The sequence below is a fragment of the Streptomyces sp. NPDC018947 genome (genome assembly GCF_044390505.1).
Taxonomy (GTDB): domain Bacteria; phylum Actinomycetota; class Actinomycetes; order Streptomycetales; family Streptomycetaceae; genus Streptomyces.
The window spans coordinates 181,139-205,945 of sequence record NZ_JBIRZD010000015.1; the positions used below are offsets into that span (position 1 = coordinate 181,139).

General features: G+C 74.8%; 23 protein-coding genes. 10 read left to right on the forward strand and 13 right to left on the reverse strand.

The window, feature by feature from the left end:
* Positions 1-12: 12 nt before the first annotated feature.
* The 4 genes from ACH499_RS26840 to ACH499_RS26855 all read right to left on the reverse strand — a co-directional run bounded on the left by ACH499_RS26840 (position 13) and on the right by ACH499_RS26855 (position 6,303).
* Positions 13-972, reverse strand: coding sequence for a threonine/serine dehydratase (locus tag ACH499_RS26840; protein WP_399018870.1), 960 nt, complete (start codon positions 970-972; stop codon positions 13-15).
* Positions 973-1,077: 105 nt separating this feature from the next.
* Positions 1,078-2,373, reverse strand: coding sequence for a CAP domain-containing protein (locus ACH499_RS26845; protein WP_399018872.1), 1,296 nt, complete (start codon positions 2,371-2,373; stop codon positions 1,078-1,080).
* A 120-nt stretch (positions 2,374-2,493) separates the two neighbouring features.
* On the reverse strand, positions 2,494-5,451 hold the full coding sequence (locus tag ACH499_RS26850; protein WP_399018874.1) for an AAA family ATPase: 2,958 nt from the start codon (positions 5,449-5,451) through the stop codon (positions 2,494-2,496).
* A 498-nt stretch (positions 5,452-5,949) separates the two neighbouring features.
* Positions 5,950-6,303: a UBP-type zinc finger domain-containing protein gene (locus ACH499_RS26855; RefSeq protein WP_399018877.1), complete on the reverse strand. Its 354-nt coding sequence runs from the start codon at positions 6,301-6,303 to the stop codon at positions 5,950-5,952.
* Between the two features lie 267 nt (positions 6,304-6,570).
* On the opposite strand from ACH499_RS26855, the gene ACH499_RS26860 reads away from it, so the two are divergent.
* Complete coding sequence (locus ACH499_RS26860; protein ID WP_399018879.1) at positions 6,571-7,443, forward strand: universal stress protein; 873 nt, start codon at positions 6,571-6,573, stop codon at positions 7,441-7,443.
* Positions 7,444-7,459: 16 nt separating this feature from the next.
* On the opposite strand, the gene ACH499_RS26865 is transcribed toward ACH499_RS26860, so the two are convergent.
* From ACH499_RS26865 to ACH499_RS26875, 3 genes are all read right to left on the reverse strand, one after another.
* Positions 7,460-8,692, reverse strand: a complete 1,233-nt coding sequence (locus ACH499_RS26865; protein WP_399018881.1) for a DUF4032 domain-containing protein — start codon at positions 8,690-8,692, stop codon at positions 7,460-7,462.
* Positions 8,693-8,701: 9 nt separating this feature from the next.
* Positions 8,702-9,448 (reverse strand): MBL fold metallo-hydrolase, encoded by a 747-nt coding sequence (locus ACH499_RS26870; protein ID WP_356201259.1) that lies wholly within the window; start codon positions 9,446-9,448, stop codon positions 8,702-8,704.
* 76 nt (positions 9,449-9,524) lie between these two features.
* On the reverse strand, positions 9,525-10,154 hold the full coding sequence (locus ACH499_RS26875; protein WP_399018883.1) for an alpha-ketoglutarate-dependent dioxygenase AlkB: 630 nt from the start codon (positions 10,152-10,154) through the stop codon (positions 9,525-9,527).
* Between the two features lie 150 nt (positions 10,155-10,304).
* Between ACH499_RS26875 and ACH499_RS26880 the strand changes: the two genes are divergently transcribed.
* The 3 genes from ACH499_RS26880 (at position 10,305) to ACH499_RS26890 (ending at position 13,180) form a co-directional block, all read left to right on the forward strand.
* Positions 10,305-10,937, forward strand: a complete 633-nt coding sequence (locus ACH499_RS26880) for a TetR/AcrR family transcriptional regulator (protein WP_356201255.1) — start codon at positions 10,305-10,307, stop codon at positions 10,935-10,937.
* Between the two features lie 25 nt (positions 10,938-10,962).
* Positions 10,963-12,636, forward strand: a complete 1,674-nt coding sequence (locus ACH499_RS26885; RefSeq protein ID WP_399018886.1) for an FAD-binding dehydrogenase — start codon at positions 10,963-10,965, stop codon at positions 12,634-12,636.
* Positions 12,637-12,706: 70 nt separating this feature from the next.
* Positions 12,707-13,180: a DUF6098 family protein gene (locus ACH499_RS26890; RefSeq protein ID WP_399018888.1), complete on the forward strand. Its 474-nt coding sequence runs from the start codon at positions 12,707-12,709 to the stop codon at positions 13,178-13,180.
* Between the two features lie 175 nt (positions 13,181-13,355).
* Here ACH499_RS26890 and ACH499_RS26895 read toward each other — a convergent pair whose 3' ends face one another.
* Together ACH499_RS26895 and ACH499_RS26900 are read right to left on the reverse strand one after the other, a co-directional pair.
* Positions 13,356-13,607: a WhiB family transcriptional regulator gene (locus ACH499_RS26895; protein ID WP_356201250.1), complete on the reverse strand. Its 252-nt coding sequence runs from the start codon at positions 13,605-13,607 to the stop codon at positions 13,356-13,358.
* Positions 13,608-13,651: 44 nt separating this feature from the next.
* Positions 13,652-14,617, reverse strand: a complete 966-nt coding sequence (locus ACH499_RS26900) for a LysR family transcriptional regulator ArgP (protein WP_399018890.1) — start codon at positions 14,615-14,617, stop codon at positions 13,652-13,654.
* A gap of 70 nt (positions 14,618-14,687) precedes the next feature.
* Here ACH499_RS26900 and ACH499_RS26905 point away from each other — a divergent pair, with 70 nt between their 5' ends.
* Both ACH499_RS26905 and ACH499_RS26910 read left to right on the forward strand, forming a co-directional pair.
* Positions 14,688-15,302: a LysE/ArgO family amino acid transporter gene (locus ACH499_RS26905; RefSeq protein ID WP_356201246.1), complete on the forward strand. Its 615-nt coding sequence runs from the start codon at positions 14,688-14,690 to the stop codon at positions 15,300-15,302.
* 77 nt (positions 15,303-15,379) lie between these two features.
* Positions 15,380-16,696 carry an MFS transporter gene (locus tag ACH499_RS26910; protein WP_399018892.1) on the forward strand — a complete coding sequence of 439 codons (1,317 nt, stop codon included), beginning with the start codon at positions 15,380-15,382 and terminating at the stop codon, positions 16,694-16,696.
* Positions 16,697-16,703: 7 nt separating this feature from the next.
* Here the strand turns inward: ACH499_RS26910 and ACH499_RS26915 are convergent, their stop codons facing one another.
* The 3 genes from ACH499_RS26915 to ACH499_RS26925 form a co-directional block, all read right to left on the reverse strand.
* A complete protein-coding gene (locus ACH499_RS26915) occupies positions 16,704-17,159 on the reverse strand; it encodes a cyclic nucleotide-binding domain-containing protein (RefSeq protein ID WP_356201243.1) in 456 nt (151 codons plus the stop codon).
* Between the two features lie 314 nt (positions 17,160-17,473).
* A complete protein-coding gene (locus ACH499_RS26920) occupies positions 17,474-18,949 on the reverse strand; it encodes an aminotransferase class I/II-fold pyridoxal phosphate-dependent enzyme (protein ID WP_399018942.1) in 1,476 nt (491 codons plus the stop codon).
* 201 nt (positions 18,950-19,150) lie between these two features.
* A complete protein-coding gene (locus ACH499_RS26925) occupies positions 19,151-19,372 on the reverse strand; it encodes a hypothetical protein (RefSeq protein WP_356201242.1) in 222 nt (73 codons plus the stop codon).
* A 178-nt stretch (positions 19,373-19,550) separates the two neighbouring features.
* Here ACH499_RS26925 and ACH499_RS26930 point away from each other — a divergent pair, with 178 nt between their 5' ends.
* From ACH499_RS26930 to ACH499_RS26945, 4 genes are all read left to right on the forward strand, one after another.
* Entirely contained in the window at positions 19,551-19,994 is a 444-nt protein-coding gene (locus tag ACH499_RS26930) for an ATP-binding protein (protein ID WP_399018895.1), read from the forward strand.
* Between the two features lie 177 nt (positions 19,995-20,171).
* Positions 20,172-21,032 carry a SigB/SigF/SigG family RNA polymerase sigma factor gene (locus ACH499_RS26935; RefSeq protein ID WP_399018897.1) on the forward strand — a complete coding sequence of 287 codons (861 nt, stop codon included), beginning with the start codon at positions 20,172-20,174 and terminating at the stop codon, positions 21,030-21,032.
* A 162-nt stretch (positions 21,033-21,194) separates the two neighbouring features.
* On the forward strand, positions 21,195-22,028 hold the full coding sequence (locus ACH499_RS26940; protein ID WP_356206422.1) for a DUF1206 domain-containing protein: 834 nt from the start codon (positions 21,195-21,197) through the stop codon (positions 22,026-22,028).
* A 28-nt stretch (positions 22,029-22,056) separates the two neighbouring features.
* Positions 22,057-22,491, forward strand: coding sequence for a hypothetical protein (locus tag ACH499_RS26945; RefSeq protein ID WP_356206425.1), 435 nt, complete (start codon positions 22,057-22,059; stop codon positions 22,489-22,491).
* Between the two features lie 4 nt (positions 22,492-22,495).
* On the opposite strand, the gene ACH499_RS26950 is transcribed toward ACH499_RS26945, so the two are convergent.
* Positions 22,496-24,742, reverse strand: a complete 2,247-nt coding sequence (locus ACH499_RS26950; protein WP_356206427.1) for an FUSC family protein — start codon at positions 24,740-24,742, stop codon at positions 22,496-22,498.
* Between the last annotated feature and the right edge of the window lie 65 nt (positions 24,743-24,807).

Below are 24,807 nucleotides of genomic sequence, written 5' to 3' on the forward strand. Positions count from 1 at the left end.
GGGGCCCCCGGTTCAGCGCAGGCCGAAGCGGTGCGTCCACTCCGTCACGTCGGCGGAGGTGACGTTGCCCCCGCAGACCACGAGCCCGACGCGCGCGCCGTCCCCGACGCGTTCCCGCACCTGCCGGGCCGCGGGCAGCAGGCAGCCGGCGGCCGGTTCCGTCCACACCTTCCCGTGCTCGGCCAGTTCGAGCGACCCCCGCACGGCCTCCCGGTCCGGCACCACCAGGACCTCGGTGACCAGCTCCTTCACATGGTCGTAGGTGAGCCGCGAGACGGACGGCGCACTGAGCGTGGTGACGACCGACGACAGCTCGACCGGCAGCGGGCCGCCCGCCGCCAGCGCCCGGGACATGGCCTCGGCGCCCTCCGTCTCCACGCCCCACACGCGTACGCCGCGCCGGCGGGCCCGCAGCGCCGCCGCCACCCCGGCGATCAGACCGCCGCCCCCGATGCTGACCAGCACGTCGGTCAGCTCCCCGGCGTCCTCGGCGAACTCCAGCCCCACCGTTCCCTGCGCGGCGATCACCAGGGGATCGTCGAAGGGGTGGACGAGGGTCAGCCCCTCCTGCCGCAGCCGCGTCACCAGCTCGAAGGCGCTGTCCATGCCGTCGGTGAGCCGCACCAGCGCGCCCGCCTCCTCGGCGGTCTCCACCGAACGCGCGGGCGCGGTACGCGGCATGACCACCGTGGCCTTCACATCGAGGGCGGCGGCCATCATCGCCACGGCGATGCCGTGATTGCCGCCGCTGACCGCCACCACACCGGCGGCCCGTTCGGCCTCGGTCAGCGACAGCAGCTTGGCCGTCGCGCCGCGCGCCTTGAACGACCCGGTGCGCTGCAGCAGCTCCAGCTTGGCGGTGACCGGGACCCCGAGCAGCGCGGACAGCCCCGGGCTCGGCACGGTCGGGGTGCGTACGACATGGCCGGCGATCCGCTCGGCCGCGGCTTCGATCTCCGTGATCCCGATCAAGACAGTCATCCTTCCGGCGCGGGGGCGTGGGCCGGGTGGCATCCTCGCGCGGAGGGCTTCGTTCCGCCAAGATCACCCGCTGGGGCGGTCTTCCCCGACGGGGGGTCAGCCGCCGAAGAGCTGGGTCCAGTACATGCCCGCACGGCCGCCGCCGGCCAGACCGACGCCGATGCGGGTGAAGCCGGCCGTGAGGATGTTGGCCCGGTGCCCGGGGCTGTGCATCCAGCCCTCCACCACCTCGGCGGGGGAGCGCTGGCCGCACGCTATGTTCTCGCCGACCGTGCCCACCGCGGCGCCGGCGGCGACGGCCCGGTCCCAGGGCCTGCCGCCGTCGGGGTCGGTGTGCGCGTAGAAGTCGCGGGCCACCATGTCGGTGCTGTGCGCCTGCGCGGCCGCGGCGAGCCGCTGATCGGCGGTCAGCGCGGGCAGACCGGCCCGCGCCCGCTCCCGGTTGGTCAGGGCGACGACCTCTCCCGTCGCCCGGTCGAGCCCGTCCGGCGTCAGCGGCACGGCCCACAGGACCGTCCAGTACGTGTCGCCCGAGGGGCCGCCGGTGACGTACGCCCAGCCGGCGTGCGTGAAGGCGGCGTCCTGGAGGGTGCGCCGGGACCGCTCGGCACGCAGGCAGTGGTCGACGAACTCCTCGGGGGTCCGCGGCCCCGAGACCAGGTGCTCGCCGACCGTGAGATACGCGTACCCCGCGAGGACGACGCGCTGGTGGACCGAGACGCCGTCCCGCGACTCCACGCTCAGCGCGCCCGCGGCCGCCATCGCGGCGGCGTGCGAACGGGCCGCCGAGGCCAGCCGGGCGTCGGCGGCGACGGACGGGGAACCGGCCGCCGCACGGGCGGAGTTGACCAGGCCGAGGAAGCCGTCCCCGGGTGCGGTGGGAGCGGAGGCGCCGGGGCCGGCCGCAGGGGTGTCGTCCACGACCTCCACCCCGAAGTCCCGGGCGAGACCGGCGAGTCCGTCCGCGTACCCCTGGCCGAGCGCGCGCAGCTTCCAGCCCTCGCCGCGCCGGTACAGCTCGGCGAGCAGCAGCACCGTCTCCTGCCGCGGGCGGGGCGGCGAGAACCGGGCCAGCGTGCGGCCCGCCGCGTCGGTGACGTGGAGCGCGGGGGAGGGGAGGGCGCTCAGCGCGGTGCCGGGGTCGGAGGGGCTGACGGCCACCGTCACCCGGGTCGCGCCGGTGCGCAGCCGCGAGGTATCCACCGTGAGGGTGTCACCCCGGAGCCGGGCGCCGGGTGCCTCGGACTGGTTGTAGAACACGAAGTCGCCGTCGCCGCCCACCGTGCCGCCGTCGTCCGTGATGAGCGCGGACACGTCGAACGCGCCCGGCACCCGCACGCTCACGGGGCCGGCCGGCAGGGGGACGTTGCCGCCGGGGACCAAGTCGCTCATGCCTGTGCCGCCCTGTGTCGTGGTTCGCCATGGGGTGGGGGTGCGGTGGGGGTGCAGGGTCAACGTCCCACCGGCCGGGCCGGGTTCCCGGAACGGGGCCGCCGCTCCCGCGGCCGTGGGTCACCCGGAGGAGGCGGTCGGTTCCGCCGCGACCAGCCCCTGCCGGTAGGCGACCGCCACCGCCTCCGTACGGCTCGAAGCGCCCAGCTTGGCGAGGATGTTGGAGACGTGGACACTCGCCGTCTTGGCGCTGATGAACAGCTCCTCGCCGATCTGCCGGTTGCTGCGCCCGAGGGCGAGGAGCCGCAGCACGTCCCCCTCGCGGGCCGTCAGCACCGCCGTACGGCCCTCGCCGGGCGCGGCGTCCGTCAGCCGTCCGCGCCGCACCAGGGCGTCGAGGCGCTCGCGCAGCGGCGTGGCGCCGAGCCGGTCGGCCTCCCGGCGCACCGCGGCCGCCTCCCGCGCGGCCTCCTCGCGGCGGCCGGCCGTCAGCAGGGCCTCCGCCAGCCGCAGCCGGCACCGCGCGTGTTCGTACACGTCGCCGTAGGAGAACGCGGCCACCGCCTTCTCCCAGGCCGCGACGTCCGGTCCGGTCGAGGCCCGCGTCCACTCCGCCTCGGCGCGGGCCAGCCAGGCCTGCCCCTCCGGCCCCTGCGGCAGCCCGTTCACGTCCCGGCGGGCCGTGTCCCGGGCCTGCTCCACCAGTTCGGCCGCCGTGGCGGTCCACCGCCGTGCTCCGGTACGGTCCTCCCGCGCACGGGACTCGGCCGCCGCGTCCGCGACCGCGGACAGGGCCAGGGCGGCGAGCCGGACCGTGACCGCGGGCCGGAAGCCCGCGTCGTCGGTCAGCGCCTCGACGGTGGACCGCGCCCACCGCACGGCCTCCTCCGGATCACCGCGCAGCGCCCCGTCGTCGGTCAGCACGACGCCCGCCACCAGGGTGCCCAGCCAGTCGAACGGCCCCCGCAGCAGCGCTCGCGCGCCGTCCGCGGCGGTGAGATCACCCCGCGCCACCCTCACGTAGAGCGCCGGGCCGACCGTGTGGTCGCGGACCTCGGGCGACGCCCCGCCACCGTCCGCCGCGTCGCTCAGGCACTCGTCCCACTGTCCCAGCGTGTAGCGCACCAGCATCCGCAGGTACCGCATCTCCCGCGGATACGGCGAGGACAGCAGCCCCGAGCGCCGGGCCCGGTCCCGTCCCTCCGCCGCCCAGAACAGGCACTCCTCCATCTCGCCCGACTCGAAGCAGCCGATGGCCAGGTTGAACAGCGCCCGCATCTCCACCGGCGCGTTGCCCGCCCGCCGTGCCAGCTCCCGGGCCTCCCGCAGCCGTTCGCGGCCCGCGGGAGTGCGCCGGCCGTTGCCCTCGAGACCGGTCAGGGAGATCAGGAGATCGGCCAGGGCGTCGTCGATGCCGAGGTCCGCCGCGACACGGACGGCCCGGCGCGCCGTCCGCAGCGCGACCTCCTGCTCCCCCACCTGACGGGCCGCCACGACATGGGTGGCCGCGGCCCACACCCAGGTCCGCGACGGGGGCTCGGCGGGGATCAGGGAGAGCGCCTCGCTGCTGTGGGTGAAGGCGGCGGACAGGCTGTCCACCTCGAGCAGGTTCCCGGCCAGGGTGTAGCGGACGCGGGCGGCGAGCTCCAGGTCGGTGTCCTGGCCGAGGCCGGCCAGCGCGGAGCGGGTGAGCGAGACCGCGCGGTGCAGCTCACCGGCGTGCACGGCGGCGGCGGAGGCGCGCAGCGTGAGCGTCACGGAGTCGGTGCCGGCCGGCCGCGCGGAGGCGTCCACCGCCGACCACAGGTCGAGGGCGGTCTCCACGTGCCGCAGTTCCTCGGCGGGCGCGCCGACCCGCTGGGCGTGGTCGGCGGCCTCCAGGGAGGCGGTGAGCGCCGCGGGCAGGTCGTGGCTGGCCCGGGAGTGGTGGGCGCGTTCGGCGGCGCTCTCGGGCCTGCGGCCGGCACCGGCCAGCAGCCGGGCGAACACGCCGTGCAGCCGGGCCCGTTCGCCGGGCAGCAGGTCGGCGTAGACCGCCTCCCGCGCGAGGGCGTGCCGGAACGAGTACGTGTCGCCCTCGCCGGGGACGAGCAGTTGCCGTCCCACCGCCTCGCGCAGCGCCGACTCCAGCTCCTCCTCGGGCAGCCCCACGGCGTCCCGCAGCAGGTCGTGCCCGACGCGGCGCCCGGCGACGGCCGCCGTGCGCAGCACCTGCTGGGCGGTGTCGGAGAGTTGCTCGACGCGGATGAGCAGGACGTCGGCGAGGGCGCTGGGCACGCCCTGGGCGGCGGTACCGGTCGCCGCGACCAGCTCCTCCGCGTAGAAGGCGTTGCCCTCGGCGCGCTCGACGATGCGGTGGACGGTGGCGTCGGGCAGCGGGCGGTCCCCGAGGGAGCGCACCAGCCGGGCCACGTCGGCGTCGGGCAGTGGCCGCAGTTCGAGCCGCTCCACCAGGGGCAGTCGCACCAGCTCGGCCAGCAGCGCCCGCAGGGGGTGGCGGCGGTGCAGGTCGTCGGCCCGGTACGAGGCGAACACGGCGAGCCGGTGCGCGGCCGGGCCGCCGGCCGGGTGCTGCGGGACGCCCCGGCTGAGCAGGAACCGCAGCAGGTCCCGGGAGGACTGGTCGGCCCAGTGCAGGTCCTCCAGGACCAGCAGCAGCGGTGCGGTGTCGGCGAGTTCGCCGAGGAGGCGGGCCATACCCTCGAACAGGCCCGGGCGCCGGTCGGCGTCCCGCGCGGTGCCGGTGCCGCCGCCGAGCAGCCGCTCGGCCACGGGGTGCCCGGCGAGCACGGGGGCGAACCGTTCGTCGGCGGCGAGCCGGCCGAGGATCTCCGTGAAGGGCAGGTACGGCAGGCCCACGTCGCCCAGGTCGACGCAGTGCCCGGTGAGCACGGTCGTCCCGGCCGCGGCGGCCCGTACGGCCACCTCGTCCAGCGTGCGGGTCTTGCCGACCCCGGCGTCCCCGGCGATCAGCACCGCCCGTGGCTCACCGGACCGGGCACGCTCCAGCACGCCGGTGAGACGGGCGAGTTCGTCCTCGCGTCCGACGAGCGGGCTGGTGAACGATGACTGCGACACGCCCCCATCCTGGCACGCACCGCGCGGATCCCCCTGCCCGCCGGCCGACGGCGGCGAAACCCCGCGCGGGCACGCGTGTCCGGCGGGAACCGCACCGGGCGCCCGCGCGTCGGGCCGGGCCCGTGCCCCGCTCTGCCCTGGGGACTCCCGGAGCCTCCGGCGAGGGCTTGTCGTCGTCCGTGCGTGCGGCGGGAGCCGCGCTGGGCGCCCGTGCGTCGGGCCGGGGACTGCCCCCCGCCCTGCGGGCTCGGCTCGCCCGGCGAGGGCTACCTCGTCCGCGCGTCCGGCGACGACCCGCGCCGTCCCTCCGCGTATCGCCGCATCCGTCCTGGTGGCCCGTATGACCGCCCGGGACGCGGTCCCTACCCGGCAGCCGGGCGGGGTGCCCCCCCGCGAGGGGCGTATGCCTGGCCCGCCCGGCAGAAGCCCGGCGCAGGGGCGGCGGGGGTCCCGGCTGTCGACGGCAGCCGCCCGCGTCCGCCCCCCCCGGGGTACCGCTCAGCTTCGCAGGAACCGGGTCCAGTCCGCCGGGACCCGCCCGGCCGGACCCGGGGCGGGCTGGGTCTCCGGGTGGCTGGCTGGCGGAGCCAGTCGCGGGCCCGTGGGGCGCAGTTCGTCCGCCGTGTAGTCCCAGAACCAGTCCTCGCCGGGCTCGAAGCTCTGCACCAGCGGGTGTCCCGTGGACCGGAAGTGGGCGGTCGCGTGCCCGCCCGGGGAGCTGTCGCAGCAGCCGATGTGGCCGCAGGACGCGCAGCGTCGCAGGTGGAACCACCAGCCGCCCGCCGCGTCGCACTCGACGCAGCCCGCGCCGCTCGGCGGGACGGTGGGGTCGATTCCGGTGTCACTGGTCATGCCGGCTCCTCGGTCGGTTCGGACGCCTCCGCGGTGGGCGGAAGGATGACCTGGCAACGGGGACGGCCGCGGAACCCGGCCGGCGGCCGGTCGTCGCGGAGCGGGGCCCGCACGGTTGGGCGTGCCGTCGTCGCCCATCGTAGGGTCGTTCGCCCGGCCTCGCCCGTGCGGAACGAGGCCTCGGGGCGCGCCCCGCCGCACCGGCGTGCGGGCGGCGTAGTGAAGACTGGTTCCGTGGACATGATCGCGACACCGGGAGGGAACCGCATGACGCGCCCGATCACGGCAGGGGTGGACGGATCCGAGGAGAGCCTGGCGGCCCTGGCCTGGGCCGGGCGGGAGGCCGTCCGCCGGGGCACTCCGCTGCACATCGTGCACGCCTGGCGGTTCCGGCCCGAGGACGCGGCCGGCGCCGGGGACCGGGACACGCAGGAGGGGTGGGTGCGGGACACCCTGGCCGAGGCGGCCCGGACCGTCACCGAGCGCCACCCGCACCTGGAGGTGTCCACCGAGGACCGCGAGGGCGACACCGTCGCCGCGCTGCTCGCCGCGGCGGGCGACGCCGAGACGCTGGTCCTCGGCTCGCGCGGACACGGCCCGGTCGTCGGCTTCCTGCTCGGCTCCGTCGGACAGCAGGTGATCGCCGAGGCGACCCGGCCCGTGGTCCTCGTCCGGGCCGGGGACGACCCCGGCGCGGAGGCGGGCGGCCGCGAGATCGTCGTCGGCCAGCAGGGGGACGCGCGGGACAGCGCCGACACGCTGGGCTTTGCCTTCGCGACGGCCGCCGCCCGCGGCGCCACCGTGCGTGCCGTCCGCGCCTGGACCCTGCCGCCGGTGTTCTCGTACAGCCCGGCCTCCATGGCGCTCGCCGACGAGGCCGGCGGTCTGGAGCCGTACGAGGAGAAGGCGCTCGGTGAGGCGCTGGCGCCGTGGCGCGAGCGCTACCCCGACGTGCCGGTCGTCGAGCACGTCGAGATGGGCAGCGCCGGGCAGGTGCTGCTGTCGGTGGCCGGGCGCGCGCAGCTCATGGTCGTCGGCCGCCGCGCCCGTCGTACGGCCGTCGGGGCCCGGATCGGCTCGGTGGCGCACGGCGTGCTGCATCACGCGGGCTGCCCGGTCGCGGTGGTCCCGCACACCTGAGCGGCCCGGGGCGGCCTCAGTCGTCCGTGGGCCGCAGGGTGTCCCGGGCCCTGGGCAGGATGTGGGTGATGTAGTCCTCGACGGCGGTGTCCAGCCCGATGTCGTGCTGGGCCCGCTCGGACAGGTACCAGCGGTGCTCCAGCAGCTCGTGGTAGATCTCGGCCGGGTCCATGGCGCCCCGCAGCTCCAGGGGCACCGCCCGCACGGTCGGCCGGAACACCTCCCGCACCCAGCGGTGGGCGAGCACCTCGGGGCGGGCGCCGAGGGGGTCGCCCGGGGCGTGGTCGTCCTGGGTGGCCATCCAGCTCTCCAGGTCGTTGAGCAGCCGCCGGGCCTGGTTCTCCTCGGCGTCCAGGCCCGTCAGGCGCAGCAGTTGGCGCTGGTGATGGCCCGCGTCGACGACCTTGGGCACGAAGGTGACCGTGTCTCCGTGCGAGGCGTGCTCGATCTGCATCTCGGCCACGTCGAACCCGAGGTCGTTGAGCCGCCGGATGCGGCGCTCGATGTAGTGGTGCTTGCCCGCCGGATAAACCGAGGTGCGGGTCAGCTCCTGCCACAGCCGGCCGTAGCGCGCGCAGATCTCGGTGCCGAAGTCCACCGGGTCGACGGAGGGGTGCAGCGCCCCCGACGCCTCCAGGTCGAGGAGCTCGCCGCTGATGTTCACGCGGGCGAGGTCGAGGTCGTACGCGCGCTGCCCCTCGCTCAGCCGGGAGTGCAGCTCGCCGGTCTCGGCGTCCACCAGGTAGGCGGCGTAGGCGCCCGCGTCGCGCCGGAAGAGGGTGTTGGACAGCGAGCAGTCGCCCCAGGCGAAACCGGCCAGGTGCAGCCGGACCAGCAGTACCGCGAGGGCGTCCATCAGCCGGTGCATGGTCGCCGGGCGCAGCGTCGTCTCGAACATCGACCGGTACGGCATGGAGCCGCCGAGGTGCCGGGTGATCAGCACCGGCTCCAGCGGCTCGCCCGCGCCGTCGGTACGCCCGGTGACCACGCCCAGCGCGTCCACCGCGGGGATGCCGAGCCGGTCGAGGTCGCGCAGCAGCCCGTACTCGCGCAGGGCGGGCCGCTCGGCGAGTTCCTTGACGGCGATCACCTCGTCGCCGGCCCGGGCGTAGCGGACGACGTGGCGGGAGATGCCGCGGGGGAGCGGTACGAGGTACTCCTCCGGCCACTCCTCCAGCGGCAGGTGCCAGGGGAGTTCGAGAAGGAGCGCGGGGTGCTCCGGGTTGGTGGCGCTGATCTGCAAGGCCATGTGCCGACTCTAGGACGCGTGTTCCCGGGCCCGTCGCGCGGCGTCCTTCACCGGCCCCCGGTGGACGGGCCCGTGGCCGGGCAGCAGCACGTCGCCGTCCAGGCCCGCGAGGACGTCGAGCGAGGCCACCGCGCGGTCCCGCTCGTGGTGGAACATGTCCGGCAGGAGCTGCGGGCCGCGCACCCGCGACGTGGGGTGCCCGCTCACCAGCGCGTCGCCGCAGACCACCACCCCGGCGTCCGGCAGGTGGAAGACGCAGTGCCCGCCGGTGTGCCCGGGGGTGTGCACCGGCACGGGACGGCCGGGCAGGTCGAGCGGGCCGCCCGTGGCGAAGGCGGCCGGCGCGGTCACCGGGAGTTGCCGGGTGCCGCCGGAGCGCAGCACGTGCGCGGTCCACGGCAGCACGCCCGGCCGCCAGATGTTGCGCAGTACCTCGCCGACCGACACCTGGTGGAGGAACTCCCGCCGGGCGTGGGGTACTTCGGCCTCGTGCAGCAGGACGGGCGTGCCGTGGGCGGCGCGCAGGTACTCGGCCGAGCCCAGGTGGTCGTTGTGCGCGTGGGTGATCAGGACCGCCGCCACGGCCTCGGGCGAACTGCCGATCCGCGCGAGGGAGTCGAGCAGGAGCCGGCGGTCACCGGGATAGCCGGTGTCGATCAGGGTCACCGCGTCGCCCTCGGTGAGCAGGACCCAGTTGGTGCTGCTTCCGTGCACCAGGTAGGTGCCGTCCGCGACGTGCCGCACGTCCGCGCGCATCGATGTCCCCGCCTTCCAGGTGACTGTCCGACGGGGGACAGCCAACCAGACGCGGGGCGCCTGGCGCGGGCGACGCTCAGCGCACTCCGCGCGGACGGAACTGGACGCTGATGCGCGGGCCGACGGCGCGGGTGCTCTTGGGGACGCAGTGCTCCCAGGTGCGCTGGCAGGAGCCGCCCATGACGATCAGGTCGCCGTGGCCCAGCGGGCGGCGCACGGTGCCGCCGCCCCCGCCCACCGGGCGCAGCAGCAGGTCGCGGGGCGCGCCGACCGAGAGGATGGCGACCATGGTGTCCTGGCGGGCGCCGCGCCCGATCCGGTCGCCGTGCCAGGCGACGCTGTCCCGGCCGTCGCGGTACTGGCAGAGCCCCGCCGTGGTGAACGGCTCGCCCAGCTCCGCCGCGTAGTGCGCGGACAGCGCGTCCCTGGCCTCGTCGAGCACCGGGTGGGGGAGCGGGTCGCCGGCGCCGTAGAAGGCGAGCAGGCGGGGCACGTCGACCACCTGGTCGTACATCGCCCGCCGCTCCGCCCGCCACGGAACCTCGGCCGCCAGCCGCTCGAACAGCGCGTCGGCGCCGCTGAGCCACCCGGGGAGCACGTCGATCCAGGCTCCGGAGCCCAGCGGGGTGCGGCGCACCCCGTCGAGGGGACCGAGCCGGACGTCGTCCGCCTGGTCGAAGAGGGATCCCTGGAGGTGCCTGGTCATGGAACCAGCGTACCTCGCAATCGAAAATCTGTTCTATCCCGGCCGATCCGCCGCACTGTCCGGGCTCTTTCGATACAGCGGTGTATTCGATACATTCCCGTATCCGACGGCGGAGGGCGGTGCGTGGTGGTGGAGCCGCGGGAGGGGCGGGTGACCAGGCGGCGCGCGCGGACCCGCGCCAACCTGCTGGAGGCCGCGTTCACGGTGTTCGCCGCCAAGGGGTTCGGCCGGGTCTCCATCGAGGAGGTCTGCGAGGCCGCCGGGTACAGCCGGGGGGCCTTCTACTCGAACTTCGACAGCCTCGACGAGCTGTTCTTCGCCCTCTACCGGGAGCGCGCCGGGCTGATCGCGGACCAGGTCTCCGGCGCCCTCGCCCTCGACGGCCCGGACCTCGACGTCCGGGCCGCCGTGGACCGCGTCACCGGGGTGCTGCTGCTCGACCGGGACTGGCTCCTCGTGAAGACGGACTTCCTGGTGCACGCGGCCCGCGACCCGGAGGTGGCACGGACCCTGCTGGAGCACCGGGCGCGGCTGCGGGCGGCCGTCGCGGACCGCCTGGCACGGGCCCACGGGCAGGCCCCGCTGCCCGCCGTGCTGGGCGACGCCGACGCCGCCGCGCACGCCGTGGTCGCCGCCTACGACGGCGTCACCGTCCAGCTCCTGCTCGACCGGGACGTGGAGCGCGCCCGCGGCTGGCTGAAACAGCTTCTCACCGCGCTGCTCACCGACGGAGGCCGCCCCGGTGACGGCTCCGACGGCACCCCGGGCAACACCCCCTGTTGAGACGGACGAGGAAGGGACGGTCGTCATGGAAGCCGACGTCATCGTGGTCGGAGCGGGTCTGGCGGGCCTGGTCGCGGCGCACGAGCTGACCAGCCGGGGCCGCAGGGTCGCGCTGGTCGACCAGGAGAACGCGGCCAACCTCGGCGGGCAGGCCTTCTGGTCCTTCGGCGGACTGTTCCTCGTGGACTCCCCGGAGCAGCGGCGCCTCGGCGTCAAGGACTCCTTCGACCTGGCCTGGAGCGACTGGCAGGGCAGCGCGGGCTTCGACCGGACCGACGACGAGGACTCCTGGGCGGTGCGCTGGGCACGGGCCTACGTCGAGTGGGCGGCGGGGGAGAAGCGGTCCTGGCTGGCCGGGCACGGCATCACCTTCCTGCCCACCGTCGGCTGGGCCGAGCGCGGCGACCTCACCGCCGGCGGGCACGGCAACTCGGTGCCCCGCTTCCACATCGCCTGGGGCACCGGCACCGGCGTGGTCGAGCCGTTCGTCCGGTACGCGCGGCAGGCCGCTCGCGACGGGCTGCTCACCTTCCACCACCGCCACCGCGTCGACCACCTGGTCGTGGAGGGCGGCGCGGTGCGCGGGGTCCGCGGCACGCTCCTCGCCGAGGACCACTCGCCCCGAGGCGTCGCCTCCAACCGGGACGCCGTCGGCGAGTTCGACATCGCCGCCCCGGCCGTGATCGTGACCTCAGGCGGCATCGGCGCCGACCACGACACCGTCCGCCGCCACTGGCCCGAACGCCTCGGCACCCCGCCCGCGCGGATGGTCACCGGCGTACCCGCCCACGTCGACGGGCGGATGCTCGGCATCAGCGCAGAGGCGGGCGCCCGCCTCGTCAACCGCGACCGGATGTGGCACTACACCGAGGGGGTGCGCAACTGGGACCCGGTCTGGCCCGGCCACGGCATCCGCATCCTGCCCGGACCGTCCTCGATGTGGTTCGACGCGCTCGGCCGCCGCCTGCCCTCGCCGTACCTGCCCGGCTACGACACCCTCGGCACCCTCCGGCACCTGCGCACCGCCGAGGACCTCGCGGGCCACGACCACTCCTGGTTCATCCTCACCCAGAAGATCGTCGAGAAGGAGTTCGCGCTCTCCGGCTCCGAGCAGAACCCCGACATCACCGCCAAGGACCGCGCCGGGTTCCTGCGCGAACGCGTCCTCGGCAAGGGCGCGCCCGGCCCGGTGGACGCCTTCCTGCGGGAGGGAGCCGACTTCGTGACCGCGCCCGGCCTGGAGCGACTGGTCGACGCGATGAACGGGCTGACGGAGAAGCCGCTCCTCGACGCTGCCTCCATCCGGCGCCAGATCGAGGCCCGCGACCTCCAGATGGCCAACCCGTACGCCAAGGACGCCCAGGTGCAGGGCATACGCAACGCCCGCCGCTACATCGGCGACCGCCTCGGCCGGGTCGCCGCCCCGCACCGCATCCTCGACCCCGAGGCCGGTCCGCTGATCGGCGTCAAGCTGCACATCCTCACCCGCAAGACCCTGGGCGGCATCCAGACGGACCTGGACTCCCGCGCCCTGGGCGCCGACGGCACGCCCGTCGACGGGCTGTACGCGGCGGGCGAGGTGGCCGGCTTCGGCGGCGGCGGGGTGCACGGCTACAACGCCCTGGAGGGCACCTTCCTCGGCGGGTGCCTCTTCTCCGGGCGCGCGGCGGGCCGGGCCGCGGCGCGGCAGACGGCCTGAGCGGCACGATTTCCTCTCCCGTTGTCCGGGTACCCCGTCGCCCTGACGGGGCAAGGAAGGAGAGCGGCACATGGCCGACGAGGGAGGTCAGCACAGGGGCACGCCGGACGACCTGTCGGTGGTGCGCACACTGGACGGACTCACCGACCTGGTCGCACGGCACCGGGGTCTGTACGTGCGCTGGTCGCGCGGTCCCGGCACCGACCTCGCCGAGGCCTCCAGCACCGACGAGCTGACCGGTGTCGCCATGCCGGGCCTGTCGGCCAGTCCGCTCGACGTGGAGGAGTGGTGGGCCGACCGCCCCGTACGGGTGTGGGCGGCCCGCCGGCTGCACGACTACGCGCATCTCCCGCACGACAAGGGCCCGGGCGTACGGCCCTGGGTGCTCACCGGCCGGGAGGCGGGCCGAGGCCCGGACAACGAGCCGCTGGTCACCGACGCCCGGCCGATGTGCTGGATCGCCCCCGAGGTCATCGAGGAGGCCCGCGTCGAGGTGGAACTCCAGGAACGCCCCTGGGGGCCGCTGCGCCGCACCGGCCCGTGAGTTTCGCGCCGGCCGCGGTGGCCGGGGCAGACGGGCGGGACGTCCGGGAACGGCGGACGTCCGGGAACGGCGGCAGCCGATTCACCGGCGTGCCCGCCGTCCCTGGTCCTGCCCGTGGTCCCCGGCCGTGACCGGCCTTGTGCGGCCGGCCACATGGAGCCGTGACCGGCCGTCCTCAGCCGGAGCGCCGTCGCGCGGCCGTGCGCCGCTTCAGCGCGCGCCGCTCGTTCTCGCTGGTCCCGCCCCAGACGCCGAGGGACTGCCCCGTGTCGAGTGCCCACTGCAGACACTGCTCCCGGACCGGGCAGCGCCGGCAGACCGCCTTCGCCTGCTCGGTCTGCAACAGTGCCGGGCCGGTGGTGCCGATCGGGAAGAACAGGTCCGGGTCCTCCGTGCGGCACGCGGCGTGCTCTCGCCAGTCGTCCATCAAAGTCACCTGCGATCGAATAGTGTCGCGCCCTCGTGAATGCATTACTCCGTTTCGGGTGACCTGTCGACAGCGGAGTGAAACCGCCCGTTCGCCGGGAGTACCGCACGCGCCTGGTTCCGCAACTCCTCCGCGGCCGTCGCCACCACCGCCTCGGCCACCGCGGCCAGCGCCGGGGAGTCGAGCTTCCACTGCTGCCAGTACAGCGGGATGTCGACCGCCCGGTCCGGGGCGAAGTCGACGAGCCGCCCGGCCTCCAGCAGGGGTTCGGCCTGCGGCTGCGGCACCATGCCCCAGCCCAGCCCCGCGACGACCGCCTCCACGAAGCCCTCCGACGTGGGCACGTAATGCCGCCCCGGGGCGGCTCCGCCCACCCCGAGCCGCCGGGCGAAGCCGTCCTGGAAGTCGTCCCGCCGGTCGAAGAACACCACCGGCGCCTCGGGCAGCACCTTGCGCAGCGGCCCGTCCAGGTACCTGGCGGCGAACTCCGGGGCGGCGCAGGGCCGGTAGCGCATACGGCCCAGGGCCCGGACGGTGCAGCCCGGCACCGGATCGGGCGAGGAGGTCACCGCGGCCATCACCACGCCCTCCCGCAGCAGCGTCGCCGTGTGCCCCTCGTCCTCGCGGCGCAGCTCGAAACAGAGCCGGGGCTCCTGCGGCACCCGCGTGAGCGCGCCGAGGAACCACGTCGCCAGCGAGTCGGCGTTGACGGCGATCGAGACCCGCGTCGGCTCCCCGGCCGCCCCGCTCAGCCCCAGTTCGGCGTACGCGTCCCGCTCCAGCCGGGCCATCTGCCTCGCGAGGCGGACCAGCACCGCCCCGGACTCCGTGGGCCGCACCGGCTTGGTGCGCAGCAGCAGCACGCGCCCGGTGCGCTGCTCCAGCGCCTTCACCCGCTGGCTGACCGCGGACGGCGTCACGTGCAGGGCGGCGGCGGCCGCGTCGAAGGTGCCCTCGTCCACCACGGCCAGGAGCGTGCGCACCTGGTCCAGCGGCAGATCCGTCGTCATCACAATCCCTAAGGATACGTAAGAATCTTTAGCTGTACGGGCAGTGATCGTCCCGCTTAGCGTCGGGAGCATGAACAACGCCCTGACCACCGCGGCCGCGGGCTTCGGCACCGGTCTCTCGCTCATCGTCGCCATCGGTGCCCAGAACGCCTTCGTCCTGCGCCAGGGCGTCCGCCGTGACGCCGTCCTCGCCGTCGTCGGCATCTGCGCCCTGTCCGACGCGGTACTCATCGCGCTGGGCGTCGGCGGGGTCGGCGCGGTGGTGGTGGCCTGGCCCGAGGCGCTGACCGTGATCGCCTGGATCGGCGGCCTCTTCCTGCTCGCCTACGGGGCGCTGGCCGCCCGGCGCGTGGTCCGGCCGGCCGGCGCGCTGCGGGCGGAGGGCGACGCGGCGGGTTCACGGCGGCGGGCGGTGCTCACCTGCCTGGCGCTGACCTGGCTCAACCCCCACGTCTACCTCGACACCGTGTTCCTGCTGGGCTCCGTCGCCGCCGACCGCGGCCCGCTGCGCTGGACCTTCGGACTGGGGGCCGCGGTCGCCAGCCTGTGCTGGTTCGCCGCGCTCGGCTTCGGTGCCCGCTTCCTCGGCCGCTTCCTGGCGCGGCCCGCCGCCTGGCGCGTCCTGGACGGACTGGTCGCCGCCACCATGATCGTCCTCGGCCTCACCCTGATCGCGGGCGCCTGACCGCACGTCAGGTGCCGGACCGCGCGACGCCCGAGCCGCCCGAACGGAGCTGCGATAGTAGGCCCCGCAGTCGAAGGATGTATCGAGCACGTAGGAAGCGCGTGGACACCGAGAGCAGTACCGAATCCCCGGACGACGCCCCCGCCGCGGACGGAGAGCGGCGCGGCCGGCGCCGCTGGGCGATGGACACCCGCCCCCTGCGCCGCCCGGCCTACCGCAGGCTGTGGTCCTCGACCGTCGTCACGGCCGTCGGCAGCCAGCTCACCGCCGTCGCCGTGCCCAAGCAGATCTACGACATCACCGGCTCCTCCGCCTGGGTCGGCGCGGCGAGCCTCGCCGGGCTGCTGCCGCTGATCGTGTTCGCGCTGTGGGGCGGAGCGGTCGCCGACGCCATGGACCGCCGCAAGCTCCTGCTGATCACGAACGTCGGCATCGCCGTGACGTCCCTGCTGTTCTGGGCGCAGGCCGTCACCGGCATCGAGTCGGTGGGCGTCCTGATGCTGCTGCTCGCGCTCCAGCAGGCCTTCTGGGGCCTGAACGCCCCCGCGCGCAGCGCCTCCATCGCCCGCCTGGTCCCCGAGGACGAACTCCCCGCGGCCAACGCGCTCGGCTCCACCGTCATGCAGACCGGCCAGATCGTCGGCCCGCTGCTCGCCGGCGCGCTCATCCCCGTCGTCGGCCTGGCCGAGCTGTACCTCGTCGACGCGCTCGCCCTGTGCGTCACCGTCTGGGCGGTCCACCGGCTGCCCGCCCTGCCGCCCCTGACGAGCACGGCACCGCGGCGCGCGGGCGTCAAGGAGATCGCCGCCGGCTTCCGTTACATCGCCGGGCACACGGTGCTGCTGCTCTCCTTCCTGGCCGACATCGTCGCCATGGTCCTCGGCATGCCCCGTGCCCTGTTCCCCCAGCTCGCCGCCGAGACCTACGCCCCCTGGGGCGAGGGGCTCGCGCTCGGCCTGCTGTTCGCGGCCGTCCCCGTCGGCGCCGTGGCGGGCGGACTGTTCTCGGGCACGTTCTCCCGCGCCCGCCGGCACGGGTGGATGGTGATCGGCTCCGTCGTCGTCTGGGGCGCGGCCGTCACCGGGTTCGGACTGAGCGACAGCCTGTGGCTCGCCGTCGCCTTCCTCGCCGTGGCGGGGACGGCCGACATGGTCTCCATGGTCTTCCGCGGGGCGATCCTGCTGTCCGCCGCGACCGACGAGATGCGCGGGCGGATGCAGGGCGTCTTCACCGTGGTCGTCGCGGGCGGCCCGCGCCTGGCCGACGTCCTGCACGGCGGCGCCGGCTCCGTCTTCGGGGCCCGCGAGGCGGTCGCGGGCGGCGGGCTGCTCGTCGTCGTGGTGATGCTGGCCCTGGCCGCGGCCGTGCCGGCGCTGCGCCGCTACCGGGTCTGACGCCGCCTCACAGCGCGCTGCGCCCCCGCAGCGCGGCGTGCTCCATGAGCCGGCCCCGGGTGGCCTCCAGCCGGTGCGCGAGGATCTCCGCGACGGTCCGCACCAGCACGATGCCGAGCTGCGGGTCCGCCTCGCACAGCGCGAGCACCGACTCGGCGTCGAACTCGTAGGCGCGCACCGGGCTGAAGGCCTCGGCGCCGAAGTCCCACTCGTACGGCGGGAAGAGCCACGACCAGCCGAGCAGATCACCGACGCCCAGGCTGGCGACGGTCACCCGCTGCAACGGCGTCACCTGCTGGGTCAGGGAGACGGCGCCGGACCGGATGACCCAGAAGCGGTCGGCCCTGCCGCCCGCCTCGAAGATGTGGGTGTCCTCCGGGAAGGAGACCTCCCGGGCGAGCGCCGTGAGCCGGGCCCGCTGGGGCGGGGGGAGGGCGGTGAGCAGTTTGATCGCTTTGGTCATGGCCGGGCTCCTCGCCGAGATTCGGTTCCGGTCCGTTCCCTAAGCCCATTTCAGCCGCTGGCGGCCCCCTGAGCACCTCGGCGGACGGCGGATTCCGTACGAATTCCGTGCGCGTTGTGGGAGGGCGCCGTCCGGGCGTGAAAAAGCCCTGGCTGGACGGGGGAAGCCAGCCAGGGCCGTAAGCGGTGACACACGGAGGACCTGTCCGTCGACTCCGTCGCCACGTATGGGTGAACGCTAAACCATCTCTCGCGGTTCCGGAAATCCGGTGCCGGGCCACGTGACACGTCTCACTGCGTGATCACCGTGTGTGGTCAGTCGTCACCCGCCACCACCCTGACCGTCTCCAGCGACGGGTCGCTCGGGTCCGGGAGGTACATCCCGCCGTCCAGGCCGGTGCGCAGATAGCGCAGCACCGGTTCGGCCAGCCGCTCACCCGGCAGGACCGCGGGGATGCCGGGCGGATACGGCGTGATCATCTCGGCGGCGACGCGTCCTGCGGCCCGGTCCAGCGGTACGTCCTCGGTCGGCCCGAAGAACGCGTCCCTCGGCAGCATCACCTGCGGCATCCGCAGCCCGGACGGCGACGGCACCTCGACCCGCGGCGCCGGGCCCAGCTCCGGGGCGGCCCCGGCGAGGTCCTTGAGCGCGGCGAGCAGTTCCCCCACGGTCTCGTGGTCGTCGCCGTGCGTGATCTGCGCGCCGATGCGGCGGTGGTCGGTCAGGTGCGCGACGATGCCGCGGTTCTCGCGCAGCCAGTCCGCCGCCCGGTAGCCGGACACGCCGAGCCCGTCGAGGTCGATCACCACCGGCAGCGGGTCGAAGCCGTGGGCCAGCCCCGGGCCGCAGAAGTCGTCCCGGTCGTTGACGTGCATGCCGCCGATCTCCTCGACGGCCGCGCGGACCTCGGCCGCGAGATCCAGCGCCCCGCCCATCACCTCCCGGCCGCGCAGCGCCATCTGGCGCCGCCAGCCGTCCAGCCCCGCGAAGATGAGCGCCGAGGGGCTGGTCGTGCCCAGCAGGTCGGCCCGCATGCCGAGCAGCTCCGGCGGGACCAGGTCGCCGCGCAGATGGAACACGGACCCCTGCTCCAGACCGCTGCCCATCTTGTGGATGCTGGTCACGCAGATGTCGGCGCCCGCGTCCATCGCCCACGAGGGCAGATCGGGGTGGAACGGCAGATGCGCGCCCCAGGCCTCGTCGACGATCAGCGGCACCGAACGCCGGTGGCAGACCTCGGCGACGGCCCGCAGATCGGCACTCGCGCCGTAGGGCGTCGGGCTGGTGATCAGCGCGCCCTTGGCGTCGGGGTGGTCGGCGAACGCCTGCTCGAAGGCCTCGGCGGACGGAGGATGGGCGAGATGCCGCTCGGCGTCCCAGCGCGGCTCCACCCAGACCGGCTCGATGCCGGACAGGATCAGACCGGCCACCACGGACTTGTGCGCGTCCCGGCCGATCAGCAGCTTCTCGTGCGGGCCCGCCACGGCGAGCATCGCCGCCTTCACCGAGAGACTGCTGCCGCAGGTGGAGAAGAACGTGTGATCGGCGTGGACCGCGTCGGCCATCAGCTCCTGGGCGCGCTGGAGCACCCGGCCCCGGGTGAGCCGGTCGTCGAGCCCGCCGGTCGTCAGGACGTCACCGTAGAAGACGGCGTCGCCCAGCACCTCCCGCACCGCGGGATCGGCACCGCGCGCCTGCTTGTGCCCAGGGGGCGTGAACGACAACCGCCCCTCGCGGCGGTACTCGACGAGGGCTTCCAGGACAGGTGCTCGGGTGTGGTCGGCTGTCATGCCGACCCGGTTTCCCGCCGGAGACTCAGCCATGCCGCACACCCCGGTGCGGGCGCCCTCACCGCGTCCCGGGCCGCCGCGCGGCGGCCGCGCGCGTCACCCCGCGCCCGCACGGGCGGCGGACGGCGCGGAACGTCCCCCCGTTCGCGCACCCGGTCGGTGCGCTCCCCGGTCCCGGCGGGGCGCCGGGCACCGGCCGGCTCAGCCCGACGCCGTGCGCCGGCCCGGGGTCAGCACCTCGTCCAGCACGCGCAGGACCGCCTCGTACGCCATCGTCCGGACGGCCGCCTCCCGGGAACCCTCGGGGTCGGTCGAGCGCAGCTCGTCCCTCCGGGACCGCCATGTGCGTTCCTGTTCCACCGCGCAGGCCCTGGCGCGGTGCATGCGGCGCAGCAGTTCGTCCGAGTCCACAACATCCGTCATGCACCCCGCGTACCCCCGGAAGGCGCCCGGATGGCCGTTGGGCCGTACGGAGGGCCGAAGGTTTGGAGGTGCGGTGGAAGGTCAGCCGGACAGCACACGGCGGGCGCGCGGCGCCGGGAGGGCCGGCCCCCGCCAGGTACGGCACCACCGTCCATCCCACCGACCAGGGAGCTGTCGGATGTGTGACAGGCACACCACCCCGGCCGCCGCCGAGCGGGCCCGCGCGCACCGGAGCCGGCCGCCGCGGCCGTGCAAACCCGCCGAGGCGCGCGAGACGGTGGAGCGCGTGGTCACCGAATGCTGCCGCACCCGCCACACGCGCTACGACGCGGACGCCCTGTCGGACGCCCTGCTCGTCGCCTCCGAACTGACCACCAACGCGATCCTGCACGGCGGCGGTGTCACCGACTTCCAGGTCGAGATGGTCGGCCCCGGTGTCCGCGTCTCCGTGGCCGACCGCAGCGACGAGCTTCCGGTGGCCGTGGCACCGACCGACCCGCAGGGCCGCCGCCGTATCGGCGGGCGGGGCTGGCCCATCGTCTGCCGGCTGGCCTGCGACGTGTGCGTGGCAGACCTTCCGTCCGGTGGCAAGCGCATCACCGTCGTCGTTCCGCTGTCCTGAGTACTTTTCGAAAAGCGGAGTTTGTTCCACCGGGGCGGGGGCAGTCGCAAGTTCGTGCTTCGGACCGGAGGCGCAGCAGCGGGAGCGGCATGACTGCTTCGGCCCCTCCGGGTGGACCCGGACAGTGCCGCTTCCGCGGAAAGTTCCCCTGAGACCACCGTTCAGGAGCGAGTCCGCATGCTCATTGAAACGCCCACCATCCGCCCCGGTACCCCCGAACCGGCCGACGCCCCCGCCCCGGCCGGCACCGCCCGTCGCCGTCACGACGACGCGCCGGACACGGTGGACCTCTTCCACCGGCTGGCGGGCCTGGAGGACGGCCCGGAGCGGGATGCCGTCCGCGACGAACTCGTCACCGCCTGGCTGCCCATGGCCCACCGGATCGCGGGCCGCTTCCGGGACCGCGGCGAGTCCATCGAGGACCTGCGCCAGGTCGCGGCACTCGGGCTGGTGAAGGCCATCGACCGCTTCGACCCGGAGCGCGGTGCCTTCGAGAGCTACGCCGTGCCCACCATCACCGGCGAGGTCAAGCGGCACTTCCGGGACCGGATGTGGGCGCTGCGCGTGCCCCGCCGGGTCCAGGAACTGCGCAACAAGGTGCGGGTGGCACGCCGCGAGCTCACCCAGAGCCCGGGCAGCCCCGAACCGTCCGTGGCCGCCCTGGCCGCCCACACGGGCCTCACCGAGGACGAGGTCAGCGCCGGCATGGAGGCGCTGGAGAGCTTCAGCACCCTGTCGCTGGACGCCGAGCTGTCGGCCGGCGACGACGGCTACAGCCTCGCCGACACCCTCGGCGCCGCGGACGCCTCGTACGACACGGTCATCGACCGCGAGTCCGCCAAGGAGGGGCTGCGCCGGCTGCCCGAACGCGAGCGGGCGATCCTCTACATGCGGTTCTTCGAGGACATGACGCAGAGCCGGATAGCGGACCGCCTGGGCATCTCCCAGATGCACGTCTCCCGGCTCATCAGCCGAAGCTGCGCCCGCGTGCGCGACGAGGCCCTGGGGGAGCGCACCCGCCGTCGCGCGACGGCCTGACGACACCCGGACGGCAGCGGGAAGCCGCCCCGCCCCGAACGCCGGCCCCGGCGTTCGGGGCGGGGCGGCTTGTCCTCGCCGGCCGTGCCGGGCCGCAGCCGCACGCCTGCGGTGTGCGGGGGAGAAGGCGGGGCAAGCGGAGAGTCCGGGAGGGGAGACCAGATGAGCGTACTGACACGCACGGGCCGCGCCAGGGCGCGGCGGGCGGCGAACGGATCGGCCGCCGAAGGAGCCGCCCGCGCGGGCCTGACCGCCCGCGGCGTCATCTACCTGCTGGTCGGGCTGCTGGCCCTGCGGATCGCCTTCGGCGACGGCCACCGGCAGGCCGACCGCGGCGGCGCCCTCGCCGAACTGTCACAGCAGCCGTTCGGCGCCGTCCTGCTGTGGGCGCTGGGCGCCGGACTCGTCGGCATGGCCCTGTGGCGGCTGTCCGAGGCGCTCTTCGGCGCCGTGGGCGAGGACGGCCGCTCCGCGAAGAAGCGGCTGCCGGCCGCCGCCCGCTGCGTGTTCTACGCGTTCGTCGCCTACTCCGTCCTGGCCTTCGCGGCCGGCTCGCGAGGCAGCGGCGGCGGCTCCGGCGACCGGCAGTCCCGCGACGTCACCGCCAAGCTGCTCGGCATGCCCGCCGGGCGGTGGGCCGTGGGCCTGGCCGGGGCCGCGATCGTCGTGGCCGGCGTGGTGATCGCCGTCCAGGCCCTGCGGCGCAGCTACCACAAGAAGCTGAAGCGCGGCGAGCTGAGCCCCTGGGCGCGGCGCCTGGTCGACGTCACCGGTGTGGGCGGCGGAACGGCGCGCGGCATCGTCTTCGCCACGGCGGGAGCCTTCGCCGTACGCGCCGCCGTCGACTACGAGCCCGACCGGGCCAAGGGTCTTGACGACACCCTGCGCTCCTTCGCCGGGACGCCCCTCGGCCCCTGGCTGGCGGCCCTGGTCGCCGCGGGGCTGATGCTCTTCGGCGTGTTCTCGTTCGCGCTGGCACGCTGGCGCAGGGTCTGATCCGCGCGGCAGGGGGAACACGGGGCGGATGAACGAACACGAGATTCCTCCGCCGGACGGACGTCCCGTGGACGTCTACCTGGACCTCCTGCGCTTCCGCATGGAGACCGACGACTACCAGCTCCTGCTCAGCGTGGTCGAACCGGTCCTCCAGGCCATCGAAGAGCACCAGATGCCCACCATCGACTTCTCCCTGGACGGCGACAACGCCGAGGCGCTGCCCCAGGAGATCCGGGACGAGGCCGCCCTGGTCATCGCCACCGCCGTCACCGGCCGGCTCGACAACGAGGTCGTCGAGATCAGCACCGAGGAGACCGGACCCGTCCGCGTCGTCACGGACGCGGCCACCGCCTCCGACCCCGAGCGCCTCGGCGAGATAGCCGACTACCTGAAGGAACGCCACCGGCAGAACGAGGAGCTGCGCGGCATCGCCGAGGCCAGCGGGCTGCCCAGCGACTTCTGACCCGTCACCGCTTCGGCGCCGCGACGGGCACACCGAGCGGCCGGGCGAGACCCACCACGGCCTCGTCCAGCCGTTCCAGGTGCCGCAGCACGCGGCCCGTGATGCGGCCGTAGCGCGGTGCCCCGTCGACGTCCGGCTCCAGCAGCGACGCGATGCTGGGCCCGGTCTCCACCTCCGTGCCCGCGTGCTCGTCCGCGACGCGGGCGGCGATCGCCTCGATGTTGCGCACCGTGCGCCGCACCGCGCCGCGCAGCCGAGGATCGGCCGCGATCGAGGGGTGGGTGGGCAGCAGCTCGGCCGTCGCGGCCAGGGACCGCGCGTGATAGGCGCAGGTCTCCAGCAGCGCCACCACGTACTGGGCCGTGTTCCGGCGGGCCCGCAACGGCGTGATCGGATGGGTCAGCGGCTGGGTGGCCCCCCGCAGATCGCCGAGCGCCTGGTCCAGGTCGCGCGCCGTGTCCAGTAGATCGGCGGCCGGGCCGCCGCTGAGCTGGTCGACGGCGCCCTCGGTGACGTCCACCAGCCGCTCCAGGACGGTGCCCAGCAGTTCGTTCGTACGCCGGTCCGTGTGGATCGGCAGTACCAGCGCCGCCGCGATGATCCCGCAGGCCGCGCCCAGCGCCGTCTCCTCCACCCGCAGCAGCAGCACCGACATGCTGTAGGTGTGCAGCACCGTGTAGAGCAGCCCGAGCATCGCCGTCACGAAGAACGACATCAGCGTGTACGACAGGGGCGCCGTGTAGAACATCGCGAAGATGAACACCAGCGTCAGCCCGAACGCGGTCCAGGTGTGGTTGCCGACCAGCCCGGCCAGCACGATGCCGGCCACCACCCCGAACACGGTGCCCAGCAGCCGGCGGTAGCCCTTCACCAGGATCTCGCCCGTGGACGCGGTGTTGATGAAGACGATCCAGCAGGTGAGGACCGCCCAGTACCAGCGCTGCGAGGACAGGAACTCCCCGCCCACGATCGCCAGGGACGACCCCACGGCCACCTGCACGGCCGCACGGGTGGTGGGCCGCCGCAGACCGGTCGCCTCCTCCTGCGGCACCTCCTCCTCACCGGCGTCCATGGCGGCGTCCTCGGCGTCCAGCTCCTCGCGCGAGCGGGTCGTCGCCGGAGTGTCGTCCGACTCGTCCTGCGGCCCGTCCAGCGCGATCCTGAGCCCCATCACGGCGCGCGCGCTCTCACCGATGCCGCGGAAGACGTCCTGCACGGCCGCCGTCGCCTCGGGCAGGTTCTCCTCGTCGCGGTAGCCGAGCAGCCGGTTGCGCAGATGCGACAGCGCCGTGCCGCGGGCCTCGGACGGCGGCCGCAGCACCAGCGCCCGCAGCGCCGAGAGGTCACGGCGCACGACCGCCGTCGCCTCGCCGGGCGCGGGCGTCGTGCCCACCGAGGGTGCCGGGGCGCCCGGTAGATGCAGCGTCAGGGTGTCCGCGCGCTCGGCGCTGCGCGCGCTCAGCAACAGCAGGCCCAGGCGCTCGGCGGCGATCTCCGCGTCCGCGATGCGGCGCTGCACCAGACGCGCCGTGGACGCGTCCGGGGTGCCCTCCTCCAGCCGGGACTGGATCATGAGGGCCGTCTCGTGGAGCCGCGCGGTGCCCTCCCGCAGCCGCTCCAGCGTCCTGTCGATCTCGTCGGGCCCGGCGTCCAGCAGCTCGATCTGCACCGAGATGAGCTGCGCCAGCCGGGCCCGGAAGGCCTGCCGCAGCCGTGACAGGACCCGGGCCGGCGTGGCCGGCACGATCGCGAAGCGCACCAGGGCGCTGCACGCGAACGCCACGGCGATCGCACTCCACAGCCCCGGCAGCGCGGACGTCCTGGCGCCCACGAACAGGGCGACGAAGTACACCTGGAAGCCGATCAGCCCGAGCGCGGTGCCGCGGTCGCCGAACCGGCGGCTGTAGACCGCACAGAAGATCAGGACGACGAAGAAGGCGTCACCGATGACGACATGACGGGTGAGCACCGTGCTCACCGACACGGACGCCAGCGCCACCGGCAGGCCGAGCGCCAGGGTGACGGCCTGGGCACCGGGCTGCTTCTCCCGGATGGCGAAGGTGGCGACCATCGCCGACATGGCGCCCGCCACCAGATGCGTGACGTCCGACCCGAGCGCGGCGAGCACGGCCAGCGCCAGGGCGATGGCGCCCACCGTCCGCAGTCCTGCCGTCAGCCGCAGCAGTCCGGGATCGGACGCGGCGGCGCGGTCCCGCAGTCGTGTCCGCACCGAGCGCCCCGCTGCCTTCACGCCGCCGCACACTCTCCCAGTTCAGGCCGATTCTCGCCGAGATCCACATTCAGCATGCCATGCCG

Coding starts and splice junctions, on each gene's coding strand:
- ACH499_RS26925 (WP_356201242.1), bottom strand. CDS start 19,372: ATGACGGATGTTGTGGACTCGGACGAACTGCTGCGCCGCATGCACCGC.
- ACH499_RS26940 (WP_356206422.1), top strand. CDS start 21,195: ATGAGCGTACTGACACGCACGGGCCGCGCCAGGGCGCGGCGGGCGGCG.
- ACH499_RS26920 (WP_399018942.1), bottom strand. CDS start 18,949: ATGACAGCCGACCACACCCGAGCACCTGTCCTGGAAGCCCTCGTCGAG.
- ACH499_RS26910 (WP_399018892.1), top strand. CDS start 15,380: ATGTATCGAGCACGTAGGAAGCGCGTGGACACCGAGAGCAGTACCGAA.
- ACH499_RS26905 (WP_356201246.1), top strand. CDS start 14,688: ATGAACAACGCCCTGACCACCGCGGCCGCGGGCTTCGGCACCGGTCTC.
- ACH499_RS26860 (WP_399018879.1), top strand. CDS start 6,571: ATGACGCGCCCGATCACGGCAGGGGTGGACGGATCCGAGGAGAGCCTG.
- ACH499_RS26945 (WP_356206425.1), top strand. CDS start 22,057: ATGAACGAACACGAGATTCCTCCGCCGGACGGACGTCCCGTGGACGTC.
- ACH499_RS26935 (WP_399018897.1), top strand. CDS start 20,172: ATGCTCATTGAAACGCCCACCATCCGCCCCGGTACCCCCGAACCGGCC.
- ACH499_RS26870 (WP_356201259.1), bottom strand. CDS start 9,448: ATGCGCGCGGACGTGCGGCACGTCGCGGACGGCACCTACCTGGTGCAC.
- ACH499_RS26915 (WP_356201243.1), bottom strand. CDS start 17,159: ATGACCAAAGCGATCAAACTGCTCACCGCCCTCCCCCCGCCCCAGCGG.
- ACH499_RS26845 (WP_399018872.1), bottom strand. CDS start 2,373: ATGAGCGACTTGGTCCCCGGCGGCAACGTCCCCCTGCCGGCCGGCCCC.
- ACH499_RS26865 (WP_399018881.1), bottom strand. CDS start 8,692: ATGGCCTTGCAGATCAGCGCCACCAACCCGGAGCACCCCGCGCTCCTT.
- ACH499_RS26930 (WP_399018895.1), top strand. CDS start 19,551: ATGTGTGACAGGCACACCACCCCGGCCGCCGCCGAGCGGGCCCGCGCG.
- ACH499_RS26900 (WP_399018890.1), bottom strand. CDS start 14,617: ATGACGACGGATCTGCCGCTGGACCAGGTGCGCACGCTCCTGGCCGTG.
- ACH499_RS26855 (WP_399018877.1), bottom strand. CDS start 6,303: ATGACCAGTGACACCGGAATCGACCCCACCGTCCCGCCGAGCGGCGCG.
- ACH499_RS26875 (WP_399018883.1), bottom strand. CDS start 10,154: ATGACCAGGCACCTCCAGGGATCCCTCTTCGACCAGGCGGACGACGTC.
- ACH499_RS26890 (WP_399018888.1), top strand. CDS start 12,707: ATGGCCGACGAGGGAGGTCAGCACAGGGGCACGCCGGACGACCTGTCG.
- ACH499_RS26895 (WP_356201250.1), bottom strand. CDS start 13,607: ATGGACGACTGGCGAGAGCACGCCGCGTGCCGCACGGAGGACCCGGAC.
- ACH499_RS26885 (WP_399018886.1), top strand. CDS start 10,963: ATGGAAGCCGACGTCATCGTGGTCGGAGCGGGTCTGGCGGGCCTGGTC.